This window comes from Amnibacterium sp. CER49, from assembly GCF_029846255.1.
Classification (GTDB): domain Bacteria; phylum Actinomycetota; class Actinomycetes; order Actinomycetales; family Microbacteriaceae; genus Amnibacterium.
Genome location: NZ_JARVWQ010000002.1, coordinates 518,155 through 532,862, shown reverse-complemented (window position 1 = coordinate 532,862; position 14,708 = coordinate 518,155). Strand labels below are relative to the sequence as shown.

The 14,708-nt window shown below is 75.3% G+C and carries 19 protein-coding genes; 8 read left to right on the top strand and 11 right to left on the bottom strand.

The features are described 5' to 3' along the window. The first annotated feature begins 9 nt into the window (after positions 1 to 9). Entirely contained in the window at positions 10 to 486 is a 477-nt protein-coding gene (locus QDR37_RS12470; protein WP_279714100.1) for a hypothetical protein, read from the top strand. 7 nt (positions 487 to 493) lie between these two features. On the opposite strand, the gene QDR37_RS12465 is transcribed toward QDR37_RS12470, so the two are convergent. Then, entirely contained in the window at positions 494 to 898 is a 405-nt protein-coding gene (locus QDR37_RS12465; RefSeq protein WP_279714099.1) for a ChaB family protein, read from the bottom strand. 148 nt (positions 899 to 1,046) lie between these two features. Beyond that, on the bottom strand, positions 1,047 to 1,892 hold the full coding sequence (locus tag QDR37_RS12460) for an NAD(P)-dependent oxidoreductase (protein ID WP_279714098.1): 846 nt from the start codon (positions 1,890 to 1,892) through the stop codon (positions 1,047 to 1,049). 58 nt (positions 1,893 to 1,950) lie between these two features. On the opposite strand from QDR37_RS12460, the gene QDR37_RS12455 reads away from it, so the two are divergent. The 4 genes from QDR37_RS12455 to QDR37_RS12440 are packed head-to-tail and all read left to right on the top strand — an operon-like array spanning position 1,951 to position 4,631. Then, positions 1,951 to 2,670 carry an NAD(P)H-hydrate epimerase gene (locus QDR37_RS12455; protein ID WP_279714097.1) on the top strand — a complete coding sequence of 240 codons (720 nt, stop codon included), beginning with the start codon at positions 1,951 to 1,953 and terminating at the stop codon, positions 2,668 to 2,670. A gap of 48 nt (positions 2,671 to 2,718) precedes the next feature. Next, positions 2,719 to 4,035: an FAD-dependent oxidoreductase gene (locus QDR37_RS12450; RefSeq protein WP_279714096.1), complete on the top strand. Its 1,317-nt coding sequence runs from the start codon at positions 2,719 to 2,721 to the stop codon at positions 4,033 to 4,035. A gap of 22 nt (positions 4,036 to 4,057) precedes the next feature. Then, positions 4,058 to 4,246, top strand: coding sequence for a hypothetical protein (locus QDR37_RS12445; RefSeq protein ID WP_279714095.1), 189 nt, complete (start codon positions 4,058 to 4,060; stop codon positions 4,244 to 4,246). Positions 4,247 to 4,250: 4 nt separating this feature from the next. Then, the gene (locus tag QDR37_RS12440; protein WP_279714094.1) at positions 4,251 to 4,631 is read left to right on the top strand and encodes a VOC family protein; all 381 of its coding nucleotides are present in this window, start codon (positions 4,251 to 4,253) and stop codon (positions 4,629 to 4,631) included. A gap of 25 nt (positions 4,632 to 4,656) precedes the next feature. Here the strand turns inward: QDR37_RS12440 and QDR37_RS12435 are convergent, their stop codons facing one another. The 7 genes from QDR37_RS12435 to QDR37_RS12405 all read right to left on the bottom strand — a co-directional run bounded on the left by QDR37_RS12435 (position 4,657) and on the right by QDR37_RS12405 (position 9,777). Next, on the bottom strand, positions 4,657 to 6,030 hold the full coding sequence (locus QDR37_RS12435; protein WP_279714093.1) for an L-serine ammonia-lyase: 1,374 nt from the start codon (positions 6,028 to 6,030) through the stop codon (positions 4,657 to 4,659). A gap of 25 nt (positions 6,031 to 6,055) precedes the next feature. Then, the gene (locus tag QDR37_RS12430) at positions 6,056 to 6,436 is read right to left on the bottom strand and encodes a S4 domain-containing protein (RefSeq protein WP_279714092.1); all 381 of its coding nucleotides are present in this window, start codon (positions 6,434 to 6,436) and stop codon (positions 6,056 to 6,058) included. A gap of 40 nt (positions 6,437 to 6,476) precedes the next feature. Beyond that, on the bottom strand, positions 6,477 to 7,574 hold the full coding sequence (locus QDR37_RS12425; RefSeq protein WP_279714091.1) for a glutamate--cysteine ligase: 1,098 nt from the start codon (positions 7,572 to 7,574) through the stop codon (positions 6,477 to 6,479). A gap of 109 nt (positions 7,575 to 7,683) precedes the next feature. Beyond that, on the bottom strand, positions 7,684 to 8,061 hold the full coding sequence (crcB, locus tag QDR37_RS12420) for a fluoride efflux transporter CrcB (RefSeq protein ID WP_279714089.1): 378 nt from the start codon (positions 8,059 to 8,061) through the stop codon (positions 7,684 to 7,686). Next, a complete protein-coding gene (locus tag QDR37_RS12415; protein WP_279714868.1) occupies positions 8,058 to 8,426 on the bottom strand; it encodes a CrcB family protein in 369 nt (122 codons plus the stop codon). The genes crcB and QDR37_RS12415 overlap by 4 nt, the downstream gene beginning before the upstream one ends. Before the next feature lie 26 nt (positions 8,427 to 8,452). Beyond that, positions 8,453 to 9,022: a VIT1/CCC1 transporter family protein gene (locus QDR37_RS12410; protein ID WP_279714088.1), complete on the bottom strand. Its 570-nt coding sequence runs from the start codon at positions 9,020 to 9,022 to the stop codon at positions 8,453 to 8,455. Between the two features lie 86 nt (positions 9,023 to 9,108). After that, on the bottom strand, positions 9,109 to 9,777 hold the full coding sequence (locus QDR37_RS12405; protein ID WP_279714087.1) for a response regulator transcription factor: 669 nt from the start codon (positions 9,775 to 9,777) through the stop codon (positions 9,109 to 9,111). Positions 9,778 to 9,910: 133 nt separating this feature from the next. Between QDR37_RS12405 and QDR37_RS12400 the strand changes: the two genes are divergently transcribed. After that, positions 9,911 to 10,528, top strand: a complete 618-nt coding sequence (locus QDR37_RS12400) for a histidine phosphatase family protein (RefSeq protein ID WP_279714086.1) — start codon at positions 9,911 to 9,913, stop codon at positions 10,526 to 10,528. Beyond that, positions 10,525 to 11,256 carry a class I SAM-dependent methyltransferase gene (locus QDR37_RS12395; protein WP_279714085.1) on the top strand — a complete coding sequence of 244 codons (732 nt, stop codon included), beginning with the start codon at positions 10,525 to 10,527 and terminating at the stop codon, positions 11,254 to 11,256. Before QDR37_RS12400 ends, QDR37_RS12395 begins: the two co-directional genes overlap by 4 nt. A 10-nt stretch (positions 11,257 to 11,266) precedes the next feature. Here the strand turns inward: QDR37_RS12395 and QDR37_RS12390 are convergent, their stop codons facing one another. After that, complete coding sequence (locus tag QDR37_RS12390; RefSeq protein ID WP_279714084.1) at positions 11,267 to 11,917, bottom strand: pyridoxal 5'-phosphate synthase; 651 nt, start codon at positions 11,915 to 11,917, stop codon at positions 11,267 to 11,269. A gap of 156 nt (positions 11,918 to 12,073) precedes the next feature. On the opposite strand from QDR37_RS12390, the gene QDR37_RS12385 reads away from it, so the two are divergent. Next, on the top strand, positions 12,074 to 13,540 hold the full coding sequence (locus QDR37_RS12385; RefSeq protein WP_279714083.1) for a cryptochrome/photolyase family protein: 1,467 nt from the start codon (positions 12,074 to 12,076) through the stop codon (positions 13,538 to 13,540). 144 nt (positions 13,541 to 13,684) lie between these two features. Here the strand turns inward: QDR37_RS12385 and QDR37_RS12380 are convergent, their stop codons facing one another. Beyond that, complete coding sequence (locus QDR37_RS12380; RefSeq protein ID WP_279714082.1) at positions 13,685 to 14,692, bottom strand: NADPH:quinone reductase; 1,008 nt, start codon at positions 14,690 to 14,692, stop codon at positions 13,685 to 13,687. Between the last annotated feature and the right edge of the window lie 16 nt (positions 14,693 to 14,708).

The following is a 14,708-nucleotide window of genomic DNA, read 5'->3' as shown; positions in this document are numbered from 1 at the left end:
GACGCCCGTATGAGCGGGCTCGATTCGACGATCGCGCGCCGGCTGCGCGCCCGCCGCCGTCGGCGCCTGCTCGTCGCGCTCGGCGCCCTCGTCGTGGTGCTCGTGCTCGTCGCGCTCGTGCCGCAGGGCAACGCGCGCGGGGGCTATGCGGTGCCGACCGATCCGCGCATCGGCGGCGAGGTGCAGACCGTCGGGGTCGTGCAGGGACGGCTCTCGGCCGAGCGCCGCGGCGACCGCGTGTGCTACTCCGTCGCGACGGCGCAGGGGCCGCGGCTGCTCGTGCTGCCGGCCGGCTGGACCGCCGACGCAGGGCTCGCGCTCCGCGACGCGAGCGGAGGCCTGCGCGCGCGCCCGGGCGCCACGATGGCCTTCCTCGGGGCCCCCGCCGGCCGCGGCGCGGTGACGGGCTGCGCCGCTGCCGGCGTCCGGTGGGACACGACGGACGTGCGCCTGCCGTCGGTCGCCCGCCCGACCGCGACGCCGTAGCGCGCCGCTAGTCCTCCCGCGCCTTGCGCGTGGCCGTCGCGTTCGCCTTCTGGATCGCGTCGACGAGCTCGTCCTTCGTCATGCTCGAGCGACCCCTGACGTCGAGCCTCCTCGCCACCTCGAGCAGGTGCGCCTTCGACGCGTTCGCGTCGACGCCGCCCTTCGTGTCGTGGCGACCGGGTCCGCCCTGCGCGGCGCCCGCGTCGGACGGCCCGTTCTCGGCCTTGCGCTCCCAGTGGTCGCCGACCTTCTCGTACTCGTGCTTCAGCGACGCGAACGCGGTGCGGCGGGCGCGCTCGCCGTCGCCGCCGTAGGTGCCCGCCGCCGACTTCAGGGTCTCGCGGAACAGCGCCTGCGCGTGCTCGTCCGAGCGCTCGATGGTGCTCGGCAGGTCGGGTTGCTTCTCGGGCACGGCGGCCTCCATCCACGTCAGGGGTGGCGGGACGCTACTCCCAGCCCCTGTCGGGCGCACGTGTGCCGTCGGGACGCCTGGAGCCGCTCGAGCGCCTGCAGATGTCCCGACGGCATACGGATGGGCGGGGCGCCGCGGGCCGAGGAGCTCAGGCCTCGTCGCGCCAGGAGTGCTGCGGCTCCCAGCCGAGCAGGCGTCGCGCCTTGTCGATCGAGAGCAGCGTCTCGCGGCCCGACACCTCGCGCTTGCGGGGCACGTCCGGGAACACCGCGTCGAGCAGCTCGGCGCTGTCGCGCTCCATCACCGTGTCGGCGTTCGCGATGATGACCCGCTCGAAGCCGGGGCCGCGCGTCTCGAGCGCCTTCTGCACGGCGTCGGCGGCGTCGCGGGCGTCGATGTAGCCCCAGAGGTTCCACTTGCGCAGGGTGGGATCCGACTGGAACGACGGGAACTGGGCGTAGTCGCCCGGCTCCATCACGTTCGAGAAGCGCATCGCGGTGATCGACAGCTGGGGGTCCCACCGGCAGAGCTGGATCTCGAGCTGCTCCTCGAGGTGCTTGCCGAGGGAGTAGGTGCTCTCCGGTCGGGCGTCGTACTCCTCGTCGACCGGCACGTAGGGCGGCGGCACGTCGAAGGGCAGGCCGAGCACGGTCTCGCTCGACGCGGTGACGATCTTCTTGATCCCCACCCGTCGCGCCGCCTGGAGCACGTGGTACGTCGACGGCACGTTGTTGTCGAAGGTCGCGACGTCGGGCACGATGCCGGGCGCCGGGATCGCGGCGAGGTGGACGAGCGCGTCGACGCCGCTGTGGTGCTCCTCGATGCCGTGGAACGCGTCGACGACCTGGCCGTAGTCGGTGAGGTCGACGGGGAAGTAGCCCGGCTCGCGCTCCGCGACCCGGTCGAAGACGAAGACCTCGTGGCCCGAGTCCTTGAGGTGCGTGACGACGGCCCGGCCGAGCTTGCCGTTGCCGCCCGTGACGATGATGCGCATGGCGTTCCTTCCGGTCGCTCCCATCGTGCCGGACCGCGTCTGCGGGCAGCATGGGGGCATGGCCGTCGATCTCGCCGCCGGGTTCTCCGCCGATCAGGTGCGCGCCGCCGAGCGGCCGCTGCTCGATGCGGGTGTGCCGCTCATGGCCCGGGCCGCGGCCGGGCTCGCCGACGTCGTCCGCGAGGTGCTCGGCAGCCGCCCCGACCACGAGGGCCGGCTGCTCGTGCTCGTCGGCGGCGGCAGCAACGGCGGCGACGCCCTGTTCGCCGCAGCGGAGCTGCTCGGCGACGGCTGCAGCGCGACCGTGGTACGGCTCGGCCGCTCGGTGCACGAGGCGGGGCTCGACGCGGCGCTCGCGGCGGGCGCCGCGCTGCTGCCCGCGGACGCTGACCTGGACGACGTCGTCGCCGCGGCCCGCCGGGCCGACGTCGTGCTCGACGGGATCCTCGGCACCGGCTCGCACGGCCCGGGGCTGCGCTCGCCGGCCCGCGAGACCGTCGCGGCGCTGCTGCCGCTGCTGCCCGGCCCCGTCGTCGTCGCCGTCGACCTGCCGAGCGGCATCGACCCGGACGACGGGTCGGTCGAGGGTCCCGTGCTGCCGGCCGACGTGACGGTCACGTTCGGCGCGGCGAAGGCGGGGCTGCTACTGCCGCCCGCCTCGCGGCTCACCGGGCTCGTGCGCCTCGTCGACATCGGGCTCGGCCCCGAGCTCGAGGGCGTCGAGCCCCTCGTCCCCGCACCGCGACCTCGCCGTGAGGATCCGTCCAGGCAGCGGTGAGACGGTGATCAGCGACGGCGAGCGGATCGCCCGACGGAAGGAAGCCCCATGCCCAGACCGCCGCAGAAGATCCTCGTCCTCGGGGGTGGCTACGTCGGTCTGTACGTGACGTGGACGCTCGAGAAGCACACCGAGGTGCCGCTCGAGATCACCGTCGTCGAGCCGCGGGCCTACATGACCTACCAGCCGCTGCTGCCCGAGGTCGCGGGCGGCCACGTCGAGCCGCGCAACGTGACGGTCGACCTGCGTCAGGCCTTCAAGCACGCCACGGTCGTCCGTGGCTCGGTCACGGGGCTCGACTCGAAGCGCCAGTTCGCGACCGTGCGCACGATCGACGGCCAGGAGCGCCGCTTCGACTACGACCACGTCGTGCTCGGCATGGGCGCCGTGAGCCGCGTCTTCCCGACGCCCGGGCTCAAGGAGCGCGGCATCGGCTTCAAGACGGTCGAGGAGGCCGTCGGCACCCGCAACCGCGTGCTCGAGAACGTCTCCCGCGCCGCCGCCACGGACGACCCGGCCGAGCGGCGCAAGTACCTCACGTTCGTCTTCATCGGGGGCGGCTACACGGGCGTCGAGGCGCTCTCGGAGCTGTCCGACCTGTCGAAGAAGGCGATCGCCGCGCAGCCCGCGCTCGCCGGCGAGCGGCCCCGCTGGGTGCTCATCGAGGCCCTCGACCGCGTTGCGCCGGAGGTCGGGCCCGAGCTCGCGCAGTGGACGCTCGGCGAGCTGCGCAACCGCGGCATCGACGTGCGGCTGAAGACCACGATGAAGTCGTGCGAGGACGACGTCGCCGAGCTGTCCGACGGCGACCGCATCCCGTTCGGCATGATCGTCTGGACCGCCGGCGTCAAGCCGAACCCGGTGCTCGACAACACCGACATCCCGCGCGGCCCGAAGGGCCACGTGAACGCGAACCCGCAGATGCAGGTCGTGCGCGAGGACGGCAGCTGGGTGAAGGGCGTCTGGGCGGCGGGCGACATCGCGCAGATCCCCGACCTCACGAAGCCGCAGCCGGCCTACTACCCGCCGAACGCGCAGAACGCGCTGCGGCAGGCGGTGCAGCTCGGCGAGAGCATCCCGAAGGCCATCCGTCGCCGTCGGGTGCGCCCCTACATCCACTACTCGCTCGGCACGGTCGCCTCGTACGGCGTGCTGAAGGGCGCCGCGAACATCAAGGGCGTCCAGCTGAAGGACACGTGGGCGTGGCTCGCGCACCGCTCGTACCACCTGCTCGCGATGCCGACCTTCGACCGGAAGGTGCGCATCCTCACCGGCTGGATCGGCGACGCGATCGGCAAGCCGGACCTGAGCCCGATGGACGACCTCGAGGACCCGCGCCACGACTTCCGGGAGGCCGCGGCCTGACGGCCGCGAGGAGGAGGGGACGATGAGCGACCCGCTCAGCACGAACGACGACAACGACCTCGCCCATCCGTCGCAGGCGGAGGGGGAGGACCCGGCAGCCGCCGAGCCCGAGGTCGTGCTCGAGCCGGAGGGCCGCACCTCCCAGGCCGAGGGCGACGACCCCGAGCACCCGGACGAGCACGAGGTGCTCGACCCGGCCGAGCCCGACTGAGCCGGTGGCGCTCACCGTCGGCGCGGTCGTGCTGCGCGTCACCGACCTCGAGCGCGAGGTCGCGTTCTGGGCGGCCGCGCTCGACTACGTGCCCCGCGCGGAGCCCGAGGACGACTGGGTGAGCCTGCGGCCGAGGGAGGGCGGCGGCGTCAACCTGTCGTTCGACCGCAAGCGGTCGCAGTACGACCTGCCGCCGCGGTTCCACCTCGACCTCTACGCAGACGACCAGGCCGCCGAGGTCGAGCGCCTGATCGCGCTCGGCGCCCGCGAGATCGACGTCCCGCAGCGGCCGGCCGACGCCGACTGGCGGCTGCTCGAGGACCCGGAGGGCAACCGCTTCGACGTGGTGCAGCTCTCACGCGACGACCAGCGTCCCGGCAGCTGACCGAACGACGGCCAGGGGCCCCGGGTCAGCACTCGACGAGGTTCACGGCGAGACCGCCGGTGCTCGTCTCCTTGTACTTGTCGCTCATGTCGAGGCCGGTCTGCCGCATCGTCTCGACGGCGACGTCGAGCGGTACGACGTGCCGGCCGTCGCCGTAGAGGGCGAGGCGCGCCGCCGCGACCGCGGTGGCCGCCGCGATCGCGTTCCGCTCGATGCAGGGCACCTGCACGAGCCCGCCGACCGGGTCGCAGGTGAGGCCGAGATGGTGCTCGACCGCGATCTCCGCGGCGTTCTCCACCTGCGCCGGCGTCCCCCCGAGCACGGCGCAGTAGCCGGCGGCCGCCATCGCGCACGCGGAGCCGACCTCGGCCTGGCAGCCGCCGTCGGCGCCGGAGATGGTGGCGTTGCGCTTGATGAGCGAGCCGATCGCGGTGGCGGTGAGCAGGAAGGTCGCCGCCGCGTCGGGGTCCGGCTCGCCGGTGTCGAGGGCGTGCTGCAGCACCGCGGGCACGATCCCGGCGGCACCGTTCGTCGGCGCGGTGACCACGCGTCCGCCGGCCGCGTTCTCCTCGTTCACGGCGAGCGCGTAGGCGGGCAGCCAGTCGGCCGAGCGCCGCTGCGGATCCGTCCGCTCGAGCCGCTCCCGCATGCCCGCCGCGCGGCGCTGCACCTGGAGGAAGCCCGGCAGCACACCCGTCGTCGTGAGGCCCGCCTCGATGCAGTCGCGCATGGCGCCGGCGATGCGCGCGATGCCCGCGTCGAGCGTCGCGGCGTCGTGGTGCGCGAGCTCCGCCTCCCGCGCGAGGGCCGCGATGGAGGCGCCGCGCGCCGCGCAGTCGGCGAGCAGCTCGGCTGCGCTCGCCCAGCCCGCGCCTCGCCCGCCCCCCTCGGCGGCGGGCTCGGCCGCGTTCCCGGGCTCGCCGTCGCGCCGCAGGAACCCGCCGCCGATCGAGTAGTAGACCTCGCTCGCGAGCACCGCCCCGTCGACGCCGAGCGCGGTGAGCCGGAGGGCGTTCGGGTGGCCGGGCAGCCGGTCCCGCGGCGCGAACGCGACGTCGTCCTGCCGCATCCGCACGGGGCGCCCGGCGAGCGTCACCGTGCCGCCGTCCCCGAGCGCCGCCCACGCACCGCGCACGACGGCGGGGTCGCAGGTCTCCGGCGCGAAGCCGTTCAGCCCGGCGACGACGGCGTCGGGCGTGCCGTGCCCGAGCCCCGTCGCCCCGAGCGATCCGTGCAGCACCACCCGCAGGCCCGCGACCTCCGGGAGCAGCCCGGCCTCGCGGAGGGTCTCGACGAAGCGGGAGGCCGCCCGCATCGGCCCGACGGTGTGGCTGCTCGACGGCCCGATCCCGATGGAGAAGAGGTCGAGCACGGAGACGGTCCCGGCGGCGCTGCCCATCCGTCCAGTATCGCGGGCCGGGTCGTCAGTAGCCGCGCAGCCGCGTGATGGCGCGGCGGTCGCGCTTCGTCGGCCGGCCGCTCGCGAGGTCGCGGAGCACCTGGTCGGGGGTCTCCTCGCGCGGCGGCGGGGGAGGCGTGCGGTCGTCGACGGCCTCGGCGGCGAGGGGCGCCGAGACCCGCTTCAGCAGGATCCCCTTCACCCCGAGGATGCGCTCGTGCGCGACGCGCACCCGGACCTCGTCGCCCGCGCGGACCATGTGCGACGGCTTGACGCTCTCGCCGTTGATCTTCACGTGCCCCGCCTTGCAGGCCTGGGTGGCGAGGGACCGCGTGCGGTAGACGCGCACCGCCCAGAGCCACGTGTCGATGCGGGCCGTCGCAGCCGCCGAGGGGTCGCTGGTCATCGGGCAGGAGTGTAGGCGCGGGCCGCCCGGCTGCTGCGTCTCAGGCCTCGCCCTGCGTCTCCGCGACGACGAGCCGCGCCACGTCGCGGAGGTCGCCGCGGCGCGCGAAGGCGCGCCGCTGCCGCTCGGCCGACCCGCCCCGCGCCAGGGCCGCCTCGGCGAGATCCTCGACCTGCTCCCGGTCGCCGAGCTCGTCGAGCGCGGGCCGCAGCCGGACGACGAGGCTCCGGACGGCCTCCGCCGCGGGCACCGCACGCGGGGAGGGGAACGGCTCGAGCAGCGCGCCGGCGAGGCCGCTGCGCGCGGCCTGCCAGGTCGCCGCGCGGTGCAGCGGCAGCGCCCGGTCCACCCTCGGGAGCCCGGCCTCGACGTCCTGCTCCGCGGCGCGCACGAGCGCCCGGAACAACCCGGCGATGAGCACCGCGTCGTCGACGAGCGGGCAGGCGTCGCAGACCCGCAGCTCGAGGGTCGGCGCGTGGGACGAGGGCCGCACCTCGAAGTACGCCATCTTGCGGTCGCTCACGACGCCCGAGGCGATGAGGTCGTCGACGAGCGCGTCGTACTCGGCGGCCGAGCCGAGCGGCCCGGTCGGCCCGGCGCTCGGCCAGCGCTGCCAGACCAGGGTCCGCACCGAGGCGTAGCCGGTGTCGACCCCGTTCCAGAAGGGCGAGCTCGCCGAGAGCGCGAGCAGCACCGGCAGGTGCGGGGCGACCCGCTGCAGGATCTCCACCGCGAGGTCGCGGTCGGCGACGCCGACGTGCACCTGCAGGCCGCAGATGAGCTGCTCGTCGACGAGCAGCCGGTACTGGTCCTGCATCCGCTCGTAGCGGCGGGTGCCGGTCAGCTCGAAGTCGGCGGCGACGCTGCCGGGCGCGCTGCCCACCGCGGCGATGCCGAGGCCCGCTGCGGCGGCGACCTCCTGCGCCCCGCGCCGGAGCCGGACGAGCTCGTCGCGGAGCGCGTCGAGCGAGCGCACGACCGGCGTGTTCGTCTCCACCGTCGAGCGCTGGATCTCGGCCGAGTAGCCGGTGACGGGCAGGGTCGCGAGCAGCTGGGGTGCCTGCGCCGCGAGCTGCCAGCGCTCGAGGTCGAGCAGGTGCAGCTCCTCCTCGGCGCCGAGCGTCAGTTCGGCGGCCACGCCTCACGGTAGCGGCCGGAGGGGGCCGACGCCGCGGCTCCGAAGGGATCCGACAGTCCGCCGAAACCTGCCGATCACATCCGCTCGGGGAGTGGGAGGCGGGAGCGGATCAGAGCGCGGCGCCCACCGCGAGACCCACGCCCGCGAGCGCTGTGGCCGCGGCGAGCAGCCCGAGCGCGTTCACGAGCGCGAATCCGAGCCGCCGCTGCTCGAGCAGCCGCAGGGTCTCGACCGTCGACGCGCTGAAGGTCGTGTAGCCGCCGAGGAAGCCGGTGCCGAGCACCGCGCGAGCGGCGTCGGGCAGCAGATGCGCGCCGGTCGCCCCGACGACGAGGCCGAGCAGCAGGGAGCCGCTGAGGTTGATCACGATCGTGCCGACGGGCAGCGCCGTCCGCGTGCGCGCGCGGACGGCGCCGTCGAGCACGAACCGGACCACGGCGCCGACCCCGCCGGCGAGCGCGACGCCGGCGAGCAGCAGCGGCGTCACGACGCGCGCCCGAGGCGGTCGCCGAGCGCGGCGCCGCCGAGCCCCGCGATGACGGTGACGAGCGCCGATCCGATGCCGGCGACGAGACCACCCGCCCCGACGAGGCCCGCGGTGTCGACGGCGAGCGTGCTGTAGGTGGTGAACCCGCCGAGCAGGCCGGTGCCGAGCAGCAGTCGCAGCGTCCTCCGGCTCCCGGTGTCCGGGCCGCGCCGCGCGAGGGCCGCGAGCAGCAGGCCGAGGGCGAACGCACCGGCGACGTTGATGGCCGGCGTGGCGATGGGCACGTCCGCGGGGAGCGGGATCAGGCCGATCGCGGCGCGCACCGCCGTGCCGACGGTGCCGCCGACGAGGACGACGGCGAGCAGCGCCGGATCGCGGTGCGGGTGCGCGCTCAGACGACGCCGCTCGTGCCGAGCAGCAGGCCGATGGCGTAGGTGAGGGCGAGCGCGAGCGCGCCGCCGATCACGGTACGGATCGTGGGTCGCAGGGGGTGGGCGCCGCCGAGCCGCGCGCCGAGCGCACCGGTGATGGCGAGCGCGACGATCACGACGACGACGGTACCGGGGATGCGCGGTGCGGCCGGCAGCAGCACCACCGCGAGCAGCGGCAGCACGCCGCCGCAGAGGAAGGACACCGCGGAGGCGAGCGCCGCGAGCCACGGGCTCGCGTCCTCGGCGCTGTGCCGGCCCCCGCGAGCCGCCCGCTGGCTGTCGCGCTGGCTGCCGACCGAGACGTACTCGCCGAGCGCCATCGACACGGCGCCGCCGATGAGGGCGGCGAGGCCGGCGACGAGGATGGGGCCGCCCTTCGTCGTCGCGCCCGCGACGCCGACGACGATCGCCGCGACGGACACGATGCCGTCGTTCGCGCCGAGCACCCCGGCACGCAGCCAGTTCGCGCGCTGCGAGACCGCGGCGTCGGCCTCGTCGACCGGCGCGACCTCCGACACCGTGTCGCTCATGCCGACGATCCTGAACGAGGATCGACGCGCCCGCCAGCAAGGGAAGGCAATCCTTCGTGCCGCCGCCCGCGCCGCGGGGAGGGCGGTCAGGGCTCGCCGATGCGGTACCCCTGCCCGCGGACCGTCTCGATGACCGCCCGCTCGGTCTTGCGCCGGATGCCGTGCACGTAGGTGTCGACGGTGCCCGGCCACGCGCCCGCACCGAAGACGTGCCGGAGGATGGCGGCCCTCGAGAAGATGCGGTCGGGCTCCGCGGCGAGCAGCTCGATGAGCGCCGTCTCGCGCGGGGTGAGCGCCACCCGGCCGAAGAACGGCGAGGTGATCATGCGGCGGCCGGGGAAGAGCTCCCACGAGCCGACCTCGATGGACGGCCCGCTCGGGTGCACCCGCAGCAGGGCCCGGAGCCGCGCCTGCAGCTCCTCGAAGTCGAAGGGCTTCACGAGGTAGTCGTCGGCGCCCGCGTCGAGCCCCTCGACGCGGTCCGCGACGGTGCCGAGCGCGGTGAGCATGAGCACCGGCGTGCCGTCGCCGTCGGCGCGGAGCCGCTGCACGACGTCGACGCCCGAGACGCCGGGCAGCAGCCGGTCGACGACGAGCACGTCGAAGTCGCCGTCGCGCACCGCCTGCAGGGCCGCCTCACCGGTGCTCGCGAGCGTCACCTGGTACTGCTCGGCGAGCACCTCCTCGAGCAGCGCGGCGAGGCGCGGGTCGTCCTCGACGGCGAGGAGCGTGGGGCGGGGTTCCGGTTCTGCCACGGGTTCATCGTGACGCATGCGGGCGCGGGACGCCTCGAACTCCGCCCCTGTGCGCCGGGAGTCGCCTCCGCATCGCGCTCCGAGCCGCCGCCGATAGCGTCGGCGGCGAGCCCGAGTGCGAAGGAGCCGACCGATGCCCGACCGCCCCTACCCGCCGCTGAAGCCGCCGCAGCTCGTGCTGCTCCGCCACGGCGAGACGGAGTGGAGCCTGAACGGACGGCACACGGGCGTCACCGACCTGCCCCTCACCGAGGAGGGCGAGCGGCGCGCTCGCGCCGTGCGGCCGGTGCTCGCCGGTCGCGACTTCGGCCTCGTGCTGTCGAGCCCGCGGCGGCGCGCGATCCGCACGGCCGAGCTCGCCGGATTCGCGGGCCGCATCGAGGTCGACCCGGACCTCGCCGAGTTCGACTACGGCGCCTACGAGGGCCTCACCACGCCGCAGATCCGGGAGCAGCGGCCCGACTGGGACCTGTGGCGCGACGGGACGCCGCCCGGCGACACCCCGGGCGAGACGCCGGAGCAGGTGCGGCAGCGCGTCGAGCGGGTCATCGCGCGCGCCGAGACCGTGATGGACGAGGGGAAGGACGTGCTGTGCGTGGCGCACAGCCACGTGCTCCGCGCCTTCGCCGCCGCGTGGGTCGGGCTGCCGGCGGACGGCGGCAAGCGGCTCGTCCTCTCGACGGCCGGCCTCGGCACCCTCGGCTACGAGCACGGCAACCGCGTGATCGACCTGTGGAACGTCACCCCGTGACCGACGAGCGGGCCCGCTCCTTCGGCCGGGCCGCCGCCGAGTACGAGGTGGGCCGGCCCTCCTACCCGCCCGAAGCCGTCGCCTGGCTGCTCGGCGGGGACGCCCTCGACGTGGCGGACGTCGGGGCCGGCACGGGCAAGCTCACCCGTGCGCTGCTCGCCGCGGGCGCCGATGTCGTCGCCGTCGAGCCCGACGACGGGATGCGCGCGGCGCTCACCGCGGCGCTGCCCGGGGTGCGGGCGCTGCCGGGTACGGGGGAGGCCCTGCCGCTGCCGGACGCCTCGGTGGACCGCGTGACCTACGGGCAGGCCTGGCACTGGGTCGACCCGGAGCGCGCCTCCGCGGAGGCGGCGCGGGTGCTCCGCCCCGGCGGGGCGCTCTGCCTGCTCTGGAACATCCGCGACGAGGGGGACCCGTGGGTGCGGCGCCTCGGCGAGGTGATGACCTCGAGCGCCGCAGAGGAGATGATCGCGCACGACCGGCTCCGGATCGGCGCCGGCTTCGCGCCTGCCGAGCACCGGAGGGTCTCGTGGTCGAACCGGCTCACGAGCGAGCAGCTCGTCGCGATGGCGGCGTCGCGCAGCTCCGTGATCACGGCGCCGGAGCCGCGGCGCGCGGCGATCCTCGACGGGGTCCGGGCGCTCGCCGAGGAGCGGGTCGACGCGGACGGGCTCGTCGAGCTGCCGTACGTGACCCACGCGTTCCGCGCGACGCGCCAGGACGGCTGACCGGCGGGGCTCAGGGCCAGAGCCGCGCCCGCCGCCACGCGTCGCCGTCGCGCTCGTAGCGGAGGCGGACCTCGCCCGTGCCGTGCCGCGACTGCCAGAACTCGATCTCGGCCGGTGCCACGAGGTAGGCGGTCCAGCGGGGATCGACCGAGCCGGGATCCTGCTCGAGGCGCTGCACGGCGGCGGCGATGCGCTCGTCGGCGTCGTCCGGCAGCGGCTCGCTCTGGCGCCCGGCCAGCGTGATGGCCTGCGACCGGCCGCCGCGCGCCCGGAACGCGGCCGCGCCGCGACCGGCGTCGCCGCGCGCGACGGCACCGGTGACGCGGAGCTGCCGGGACTGCTCGCGGAGGTGGAGCACGAGCGCCGCGGCGGGGTTCTCCGCGAGGTCGCGGCCGGCGGGGCTCTCGGCGCTCGTCGCGAACCAGAACCCGTTCTCGGTGACGTCGTTCACGAGCACGGTCCGCGCCGAGGGCGACCCGTCGGCCGTCGCGGTGGCGAGCACCGCCGTGCCCGCGCCGAGCACGCCGCCGTCGACCGCGGCGGTGAGCCACTCCTCGACGAGCGGCCAGGGGGTGTCCGGGGCGGCGTCGACGTCCCACTCCGGCTCGGAGGTCGGCCGGGTCGAGGCGCGGGACAGCAGGTCGGCGAGCGGGAACGGCATGCCCGGCACGCTAGGAGCGCCGCCTGGACGTCCGGCGGCGCTCCCTGCCGTCGGCGCGCAGCACGATCGAGCCGAGGGACTGCCGCAGCGGCAGGGTCGAGCCCGCCGCGAGATCCGGTCAGCGCGCCCCCGAGGGGGCGCGGTAGGTTGCGCGGCATGCGGCAGCGGCTCCTCTTCGCCGAGCAGCTCGGGCCCTCGTTCGACGACGGGGAGGTGCCGATCCTCCTCGTCGAGTCGCTCGCGGCCTTCCGGCGGCGGCCGACGCACCGCGCGAAGGCGCACCTCTACCTCTCGGCCCTGCGGCACCGGGCGGCCGAGCTCGCCGACCGCGTCGAGTACGTCCGGGCCCCGCGGTTCCGCGAGGTGCTCGAGGGGCGCGACCTCGAGGTGATCGACCCGGTCTCGTACCGCGGGCGGCGGCTCGTGCGCGAGCTCGGCGCCGAGGTGCTGCCGAGCCGCGGCTTCGTGACGAGCGAGGCGGACTTCCGGGAGTGGGTCCGCGGCCGCAGCGAGAAGAGTCTCGTGATGGACACGTTCTACCGCTGGGTGCGGGAGCGCGAGGGCATCCTCATGACGCCGCAGGGCAAGCCCGTCGGCGGGCGCTTCAGCTACGACGCCGACAACCGGCGGCCGCCCCCGAAGCGGCGCGACACGCTCGGGCTGCCCGAGGCGTGGACGCCGGAGGAGGACGACATCGACGCGGAGGTCCGCGAGGACCTCGACCGGTGGCAGGCCGACGGCCTCGTGCGCTTCGCCGGCGAGGACCGGCCGCGGCTCTTCGCCGCGACGCGCGCGGAGGCGCTCGTCGCCCTCGAGCGGTTCCTCGACGAGCGGCTGCCGGCCTTCGGGCCCTACGAGGACGCCACGCTCGCCGCCGACTGGCGGATGAGCCACTCGACGCTGTCGATGACGATGAACCTCGGCCTGCTCGACCCGCGCGAGGTGGTCGGGCGAGCGCTCGGCGAGCACGCCGCGGGCCGCGCGCCGCTCGCGTCGGTCGAGGGCTTCGTGCGCCAGATCATCGGCTGGCGCGACTGGATGTGGCACCTGTACTGGCACCTGGGGGAGTCGTACACGGGCCGGAGCAACCGGTTGCACGCCACCGAGCCGGTGCCCGACCTGTTCTGGGAGCTCGACCCGGAGCCCGTGGAGGCGAACTGCCTGAGGTCCGTCCTCAGCGATGTGCGGGAGCGGGGCTGGGCGCACCACATCCAGCGGCTCATGATGCTCGGCAACTTCGCGCTGATCCGCGGCTGGTCGCCGCAGCAGATGACGGAGTGGTTCACCGGCATGTTCGTCGACGGCACCCCGTGGGTCATGCCCACGAACGTGGTCGGCATGAGCCTGCACGCCGACGGCGGGATCGTCGCGACGAAGCCGTACGCGGGCGGCGGCGCGTACATCAACCGGATGACGGACTACTGCGGCGGCTGCCGCTTCGACCCGAGGCGGCGAGTCGGTGAGGACGCGTGCCCGTTCACCGCCGGGTACTGGGCGTTCCTCGACCGGGTCGAGCCGCTGATCCGCGACAACCCGCGCATGACGCGGGCGCTCGCCGGCATGCGGCGCCTCCCGGACCTCGACGAGGTCGTCGAGCAGGAGCGCGCCCGCACGACCTGGTGACCCCGGGATTTCGCGGTTCCGGAGAATTCTCCCGGATCCGGAATTCCTGCCCGACACGCCGTCCTCACAGGCGCGCGACCCGGCGTGTCGCTGCGGAAGTCCGGATCCGCGAAAGAAATCCGGATCCGCGAACGTGGCAGGAGGTCAGGGAGTGACGTCGATGAGGACCTTGCCCGTCGCGCCGTCCTCGACCGCGCGGTGCGCGTCCGCGGTGCGCTCGAGCGGGAAGCGGAGCACCGGCAGGCCGGCGTCGTCGCCGATGCGGAGCGCGCCCGCCTCGACGGCGGCGCGGACGCCCGCCACCGCCGCGTCCTTCTCCGCCTCCTGCACCGTGTACGTGAGGAGGAACCGCCAGCGGAGGTTCTTCGTCATCGCGGGCCGCACGTCGAGCGACATCGGCTCCGACCGGTCGGTGGCGTAGACAGCGACGGTCGCGTCCGGCCTCGTCACCGCGAGGTCGAGGCCGGCGTTCGCGTGCGGGTTCACCTCGACGACGAGGTCGACGCCGTCGGCGGCCGCCTCGTGGATGCGCGCCTCGGCGTCGTCGTGCCGGTAGTCGACGACGACGTGCGCGCCCGCCGCCCGCGCGAGCCGCGCCTTCTCCGGCGAGGAGACGGTCGTGATCACCCGGGCTCCGGCCCACACGGCGAGCTCGATCGCGGCGTGCCCCACCGCGCCCGCGCCGCCCGCGACGAGCACGGTGCGGCCGGCGAGCGCGCCGGGCGCGAGCGGTGCCGGCTCGGTGTCGCCCGCGGTGAGCGCGAGGTGCGCGGTGAGCGCGGGGATGCCGAGCGCGGCGCCCAGGTCGAACGACGCGGCGTCCGGCAGCGGCACGACCTGCCGCGCCGGCAGGACGACGAGCTCCTGGGCGGTGCCCCCCGGGCGCCGGTAGGCGGCGTCCCAGACCCACACCCGGTCGCCGACCGCGAAGGGGGCGCCGGCGCCGACGGCGTCGACCGTCCCGGCCCCGTCCTGGTCCGGGACCTGCTCGTCGTCGGGCGCGGTGCCGCTCCGCGACTTCCAGTCGGTGGGGTTCACGCCGGACACCTGGATCCGCACCCGCACCTCGCCCGGCCCCGGGGTCGGCTCCGGCCGCTCGACGAGCCGCAGCACACCGGCGTCGCCGGCCTCGGTGTAGACGATCGCGCGCACGGTGACAGTCTTCCGC

What these genes read in the sequence shown, in the direction of transcription:
- QDR37_RS12470 (WP_279714100.1), top strand. Translation starts at nt 10, where the DNA reads ATGAGCGGGCTCGATTCGACGATCGCGCGCCGGCTGCGCGCCCGCCGC.
- QDR37_RS12460 (WP_279714098.1), bottom strand. Translation starts at nt 1,892, where the DNA reads ATGCGCATCATCGTCACGGGCGGCAACGGCAAGCTCGGCCGGGCCGTC.
- QDR37_RS12455 (WP_279714097.1), top strand. Translation starts at nt 1,951, where the DNA reads ATGGCCGTCGATCTCGCCGCCGGGTTCTCCGCCGATCAGGTGCGCGCC.
- QDR37_RS12450 (WP_279714096.1), top strand. Translation starts at nt 2,719, where the DNA reads ATGCCCAGACCGCCGCAGAAGATCCTCGTCCTCGGGGGTGGCTACGTC.
- QDR37_RS12445 (WP_279714095.1), top strand. Translation starts at nt 4,058, where the DNA reads ATGAGCGACCCGCTCAGCACGAACGACGACAACGACCTCGCCCATCCG.
- QDR37_RS12435 (WP_279714093.1), bottom strand. Translation starts at nt 6,030, where the DNA reads ATGGGCAGCGCCGCCGGGACCGTCTCCGTGCTCGACCTCTTCTCCATC.
- QDR37_RS12430 (WP_279714092.1), bottom strand. Translation starts at nt 6,436, where the DNA reads ATGACCAGCGACCCCTCGGCGGCTGCGACGGCCCGCATCGACACGTGG.
- QDR37_RS12410 (WP_279714088.1), bottom strand. Translation starts at nt 9,022, where the DNA reads ATGAGCGACACGGTGTCGGAGGTCGCGCCGGTCGACGAGGCCGACGCC.
- QDR37_RS12400 (WP_279714086.1), top strand. Translation starts at nt 9,911, where the DNA reads ATGCCCGACCGCCCCTACCCGCCGCTGAAGCCGCCGCAGCTCGTGCTG.
- QDR37_RS12390 (WP_279714084.1), bottom strand. Translation starts at nt 11,917, where the DNA reads ATGCCGTTCCCGCTCGCCGACCTGCTGTCCCGCGCCTCGACCCGGCCG.
- QDR37_RS12385 (WP_279714083.1), top strand. Translation starts at nt 12,074, where the DNA reads ATGCGGCAGCGGCTCCTCTTCGCCGAGCAGCTCGGGCCCTCGTTCGAC.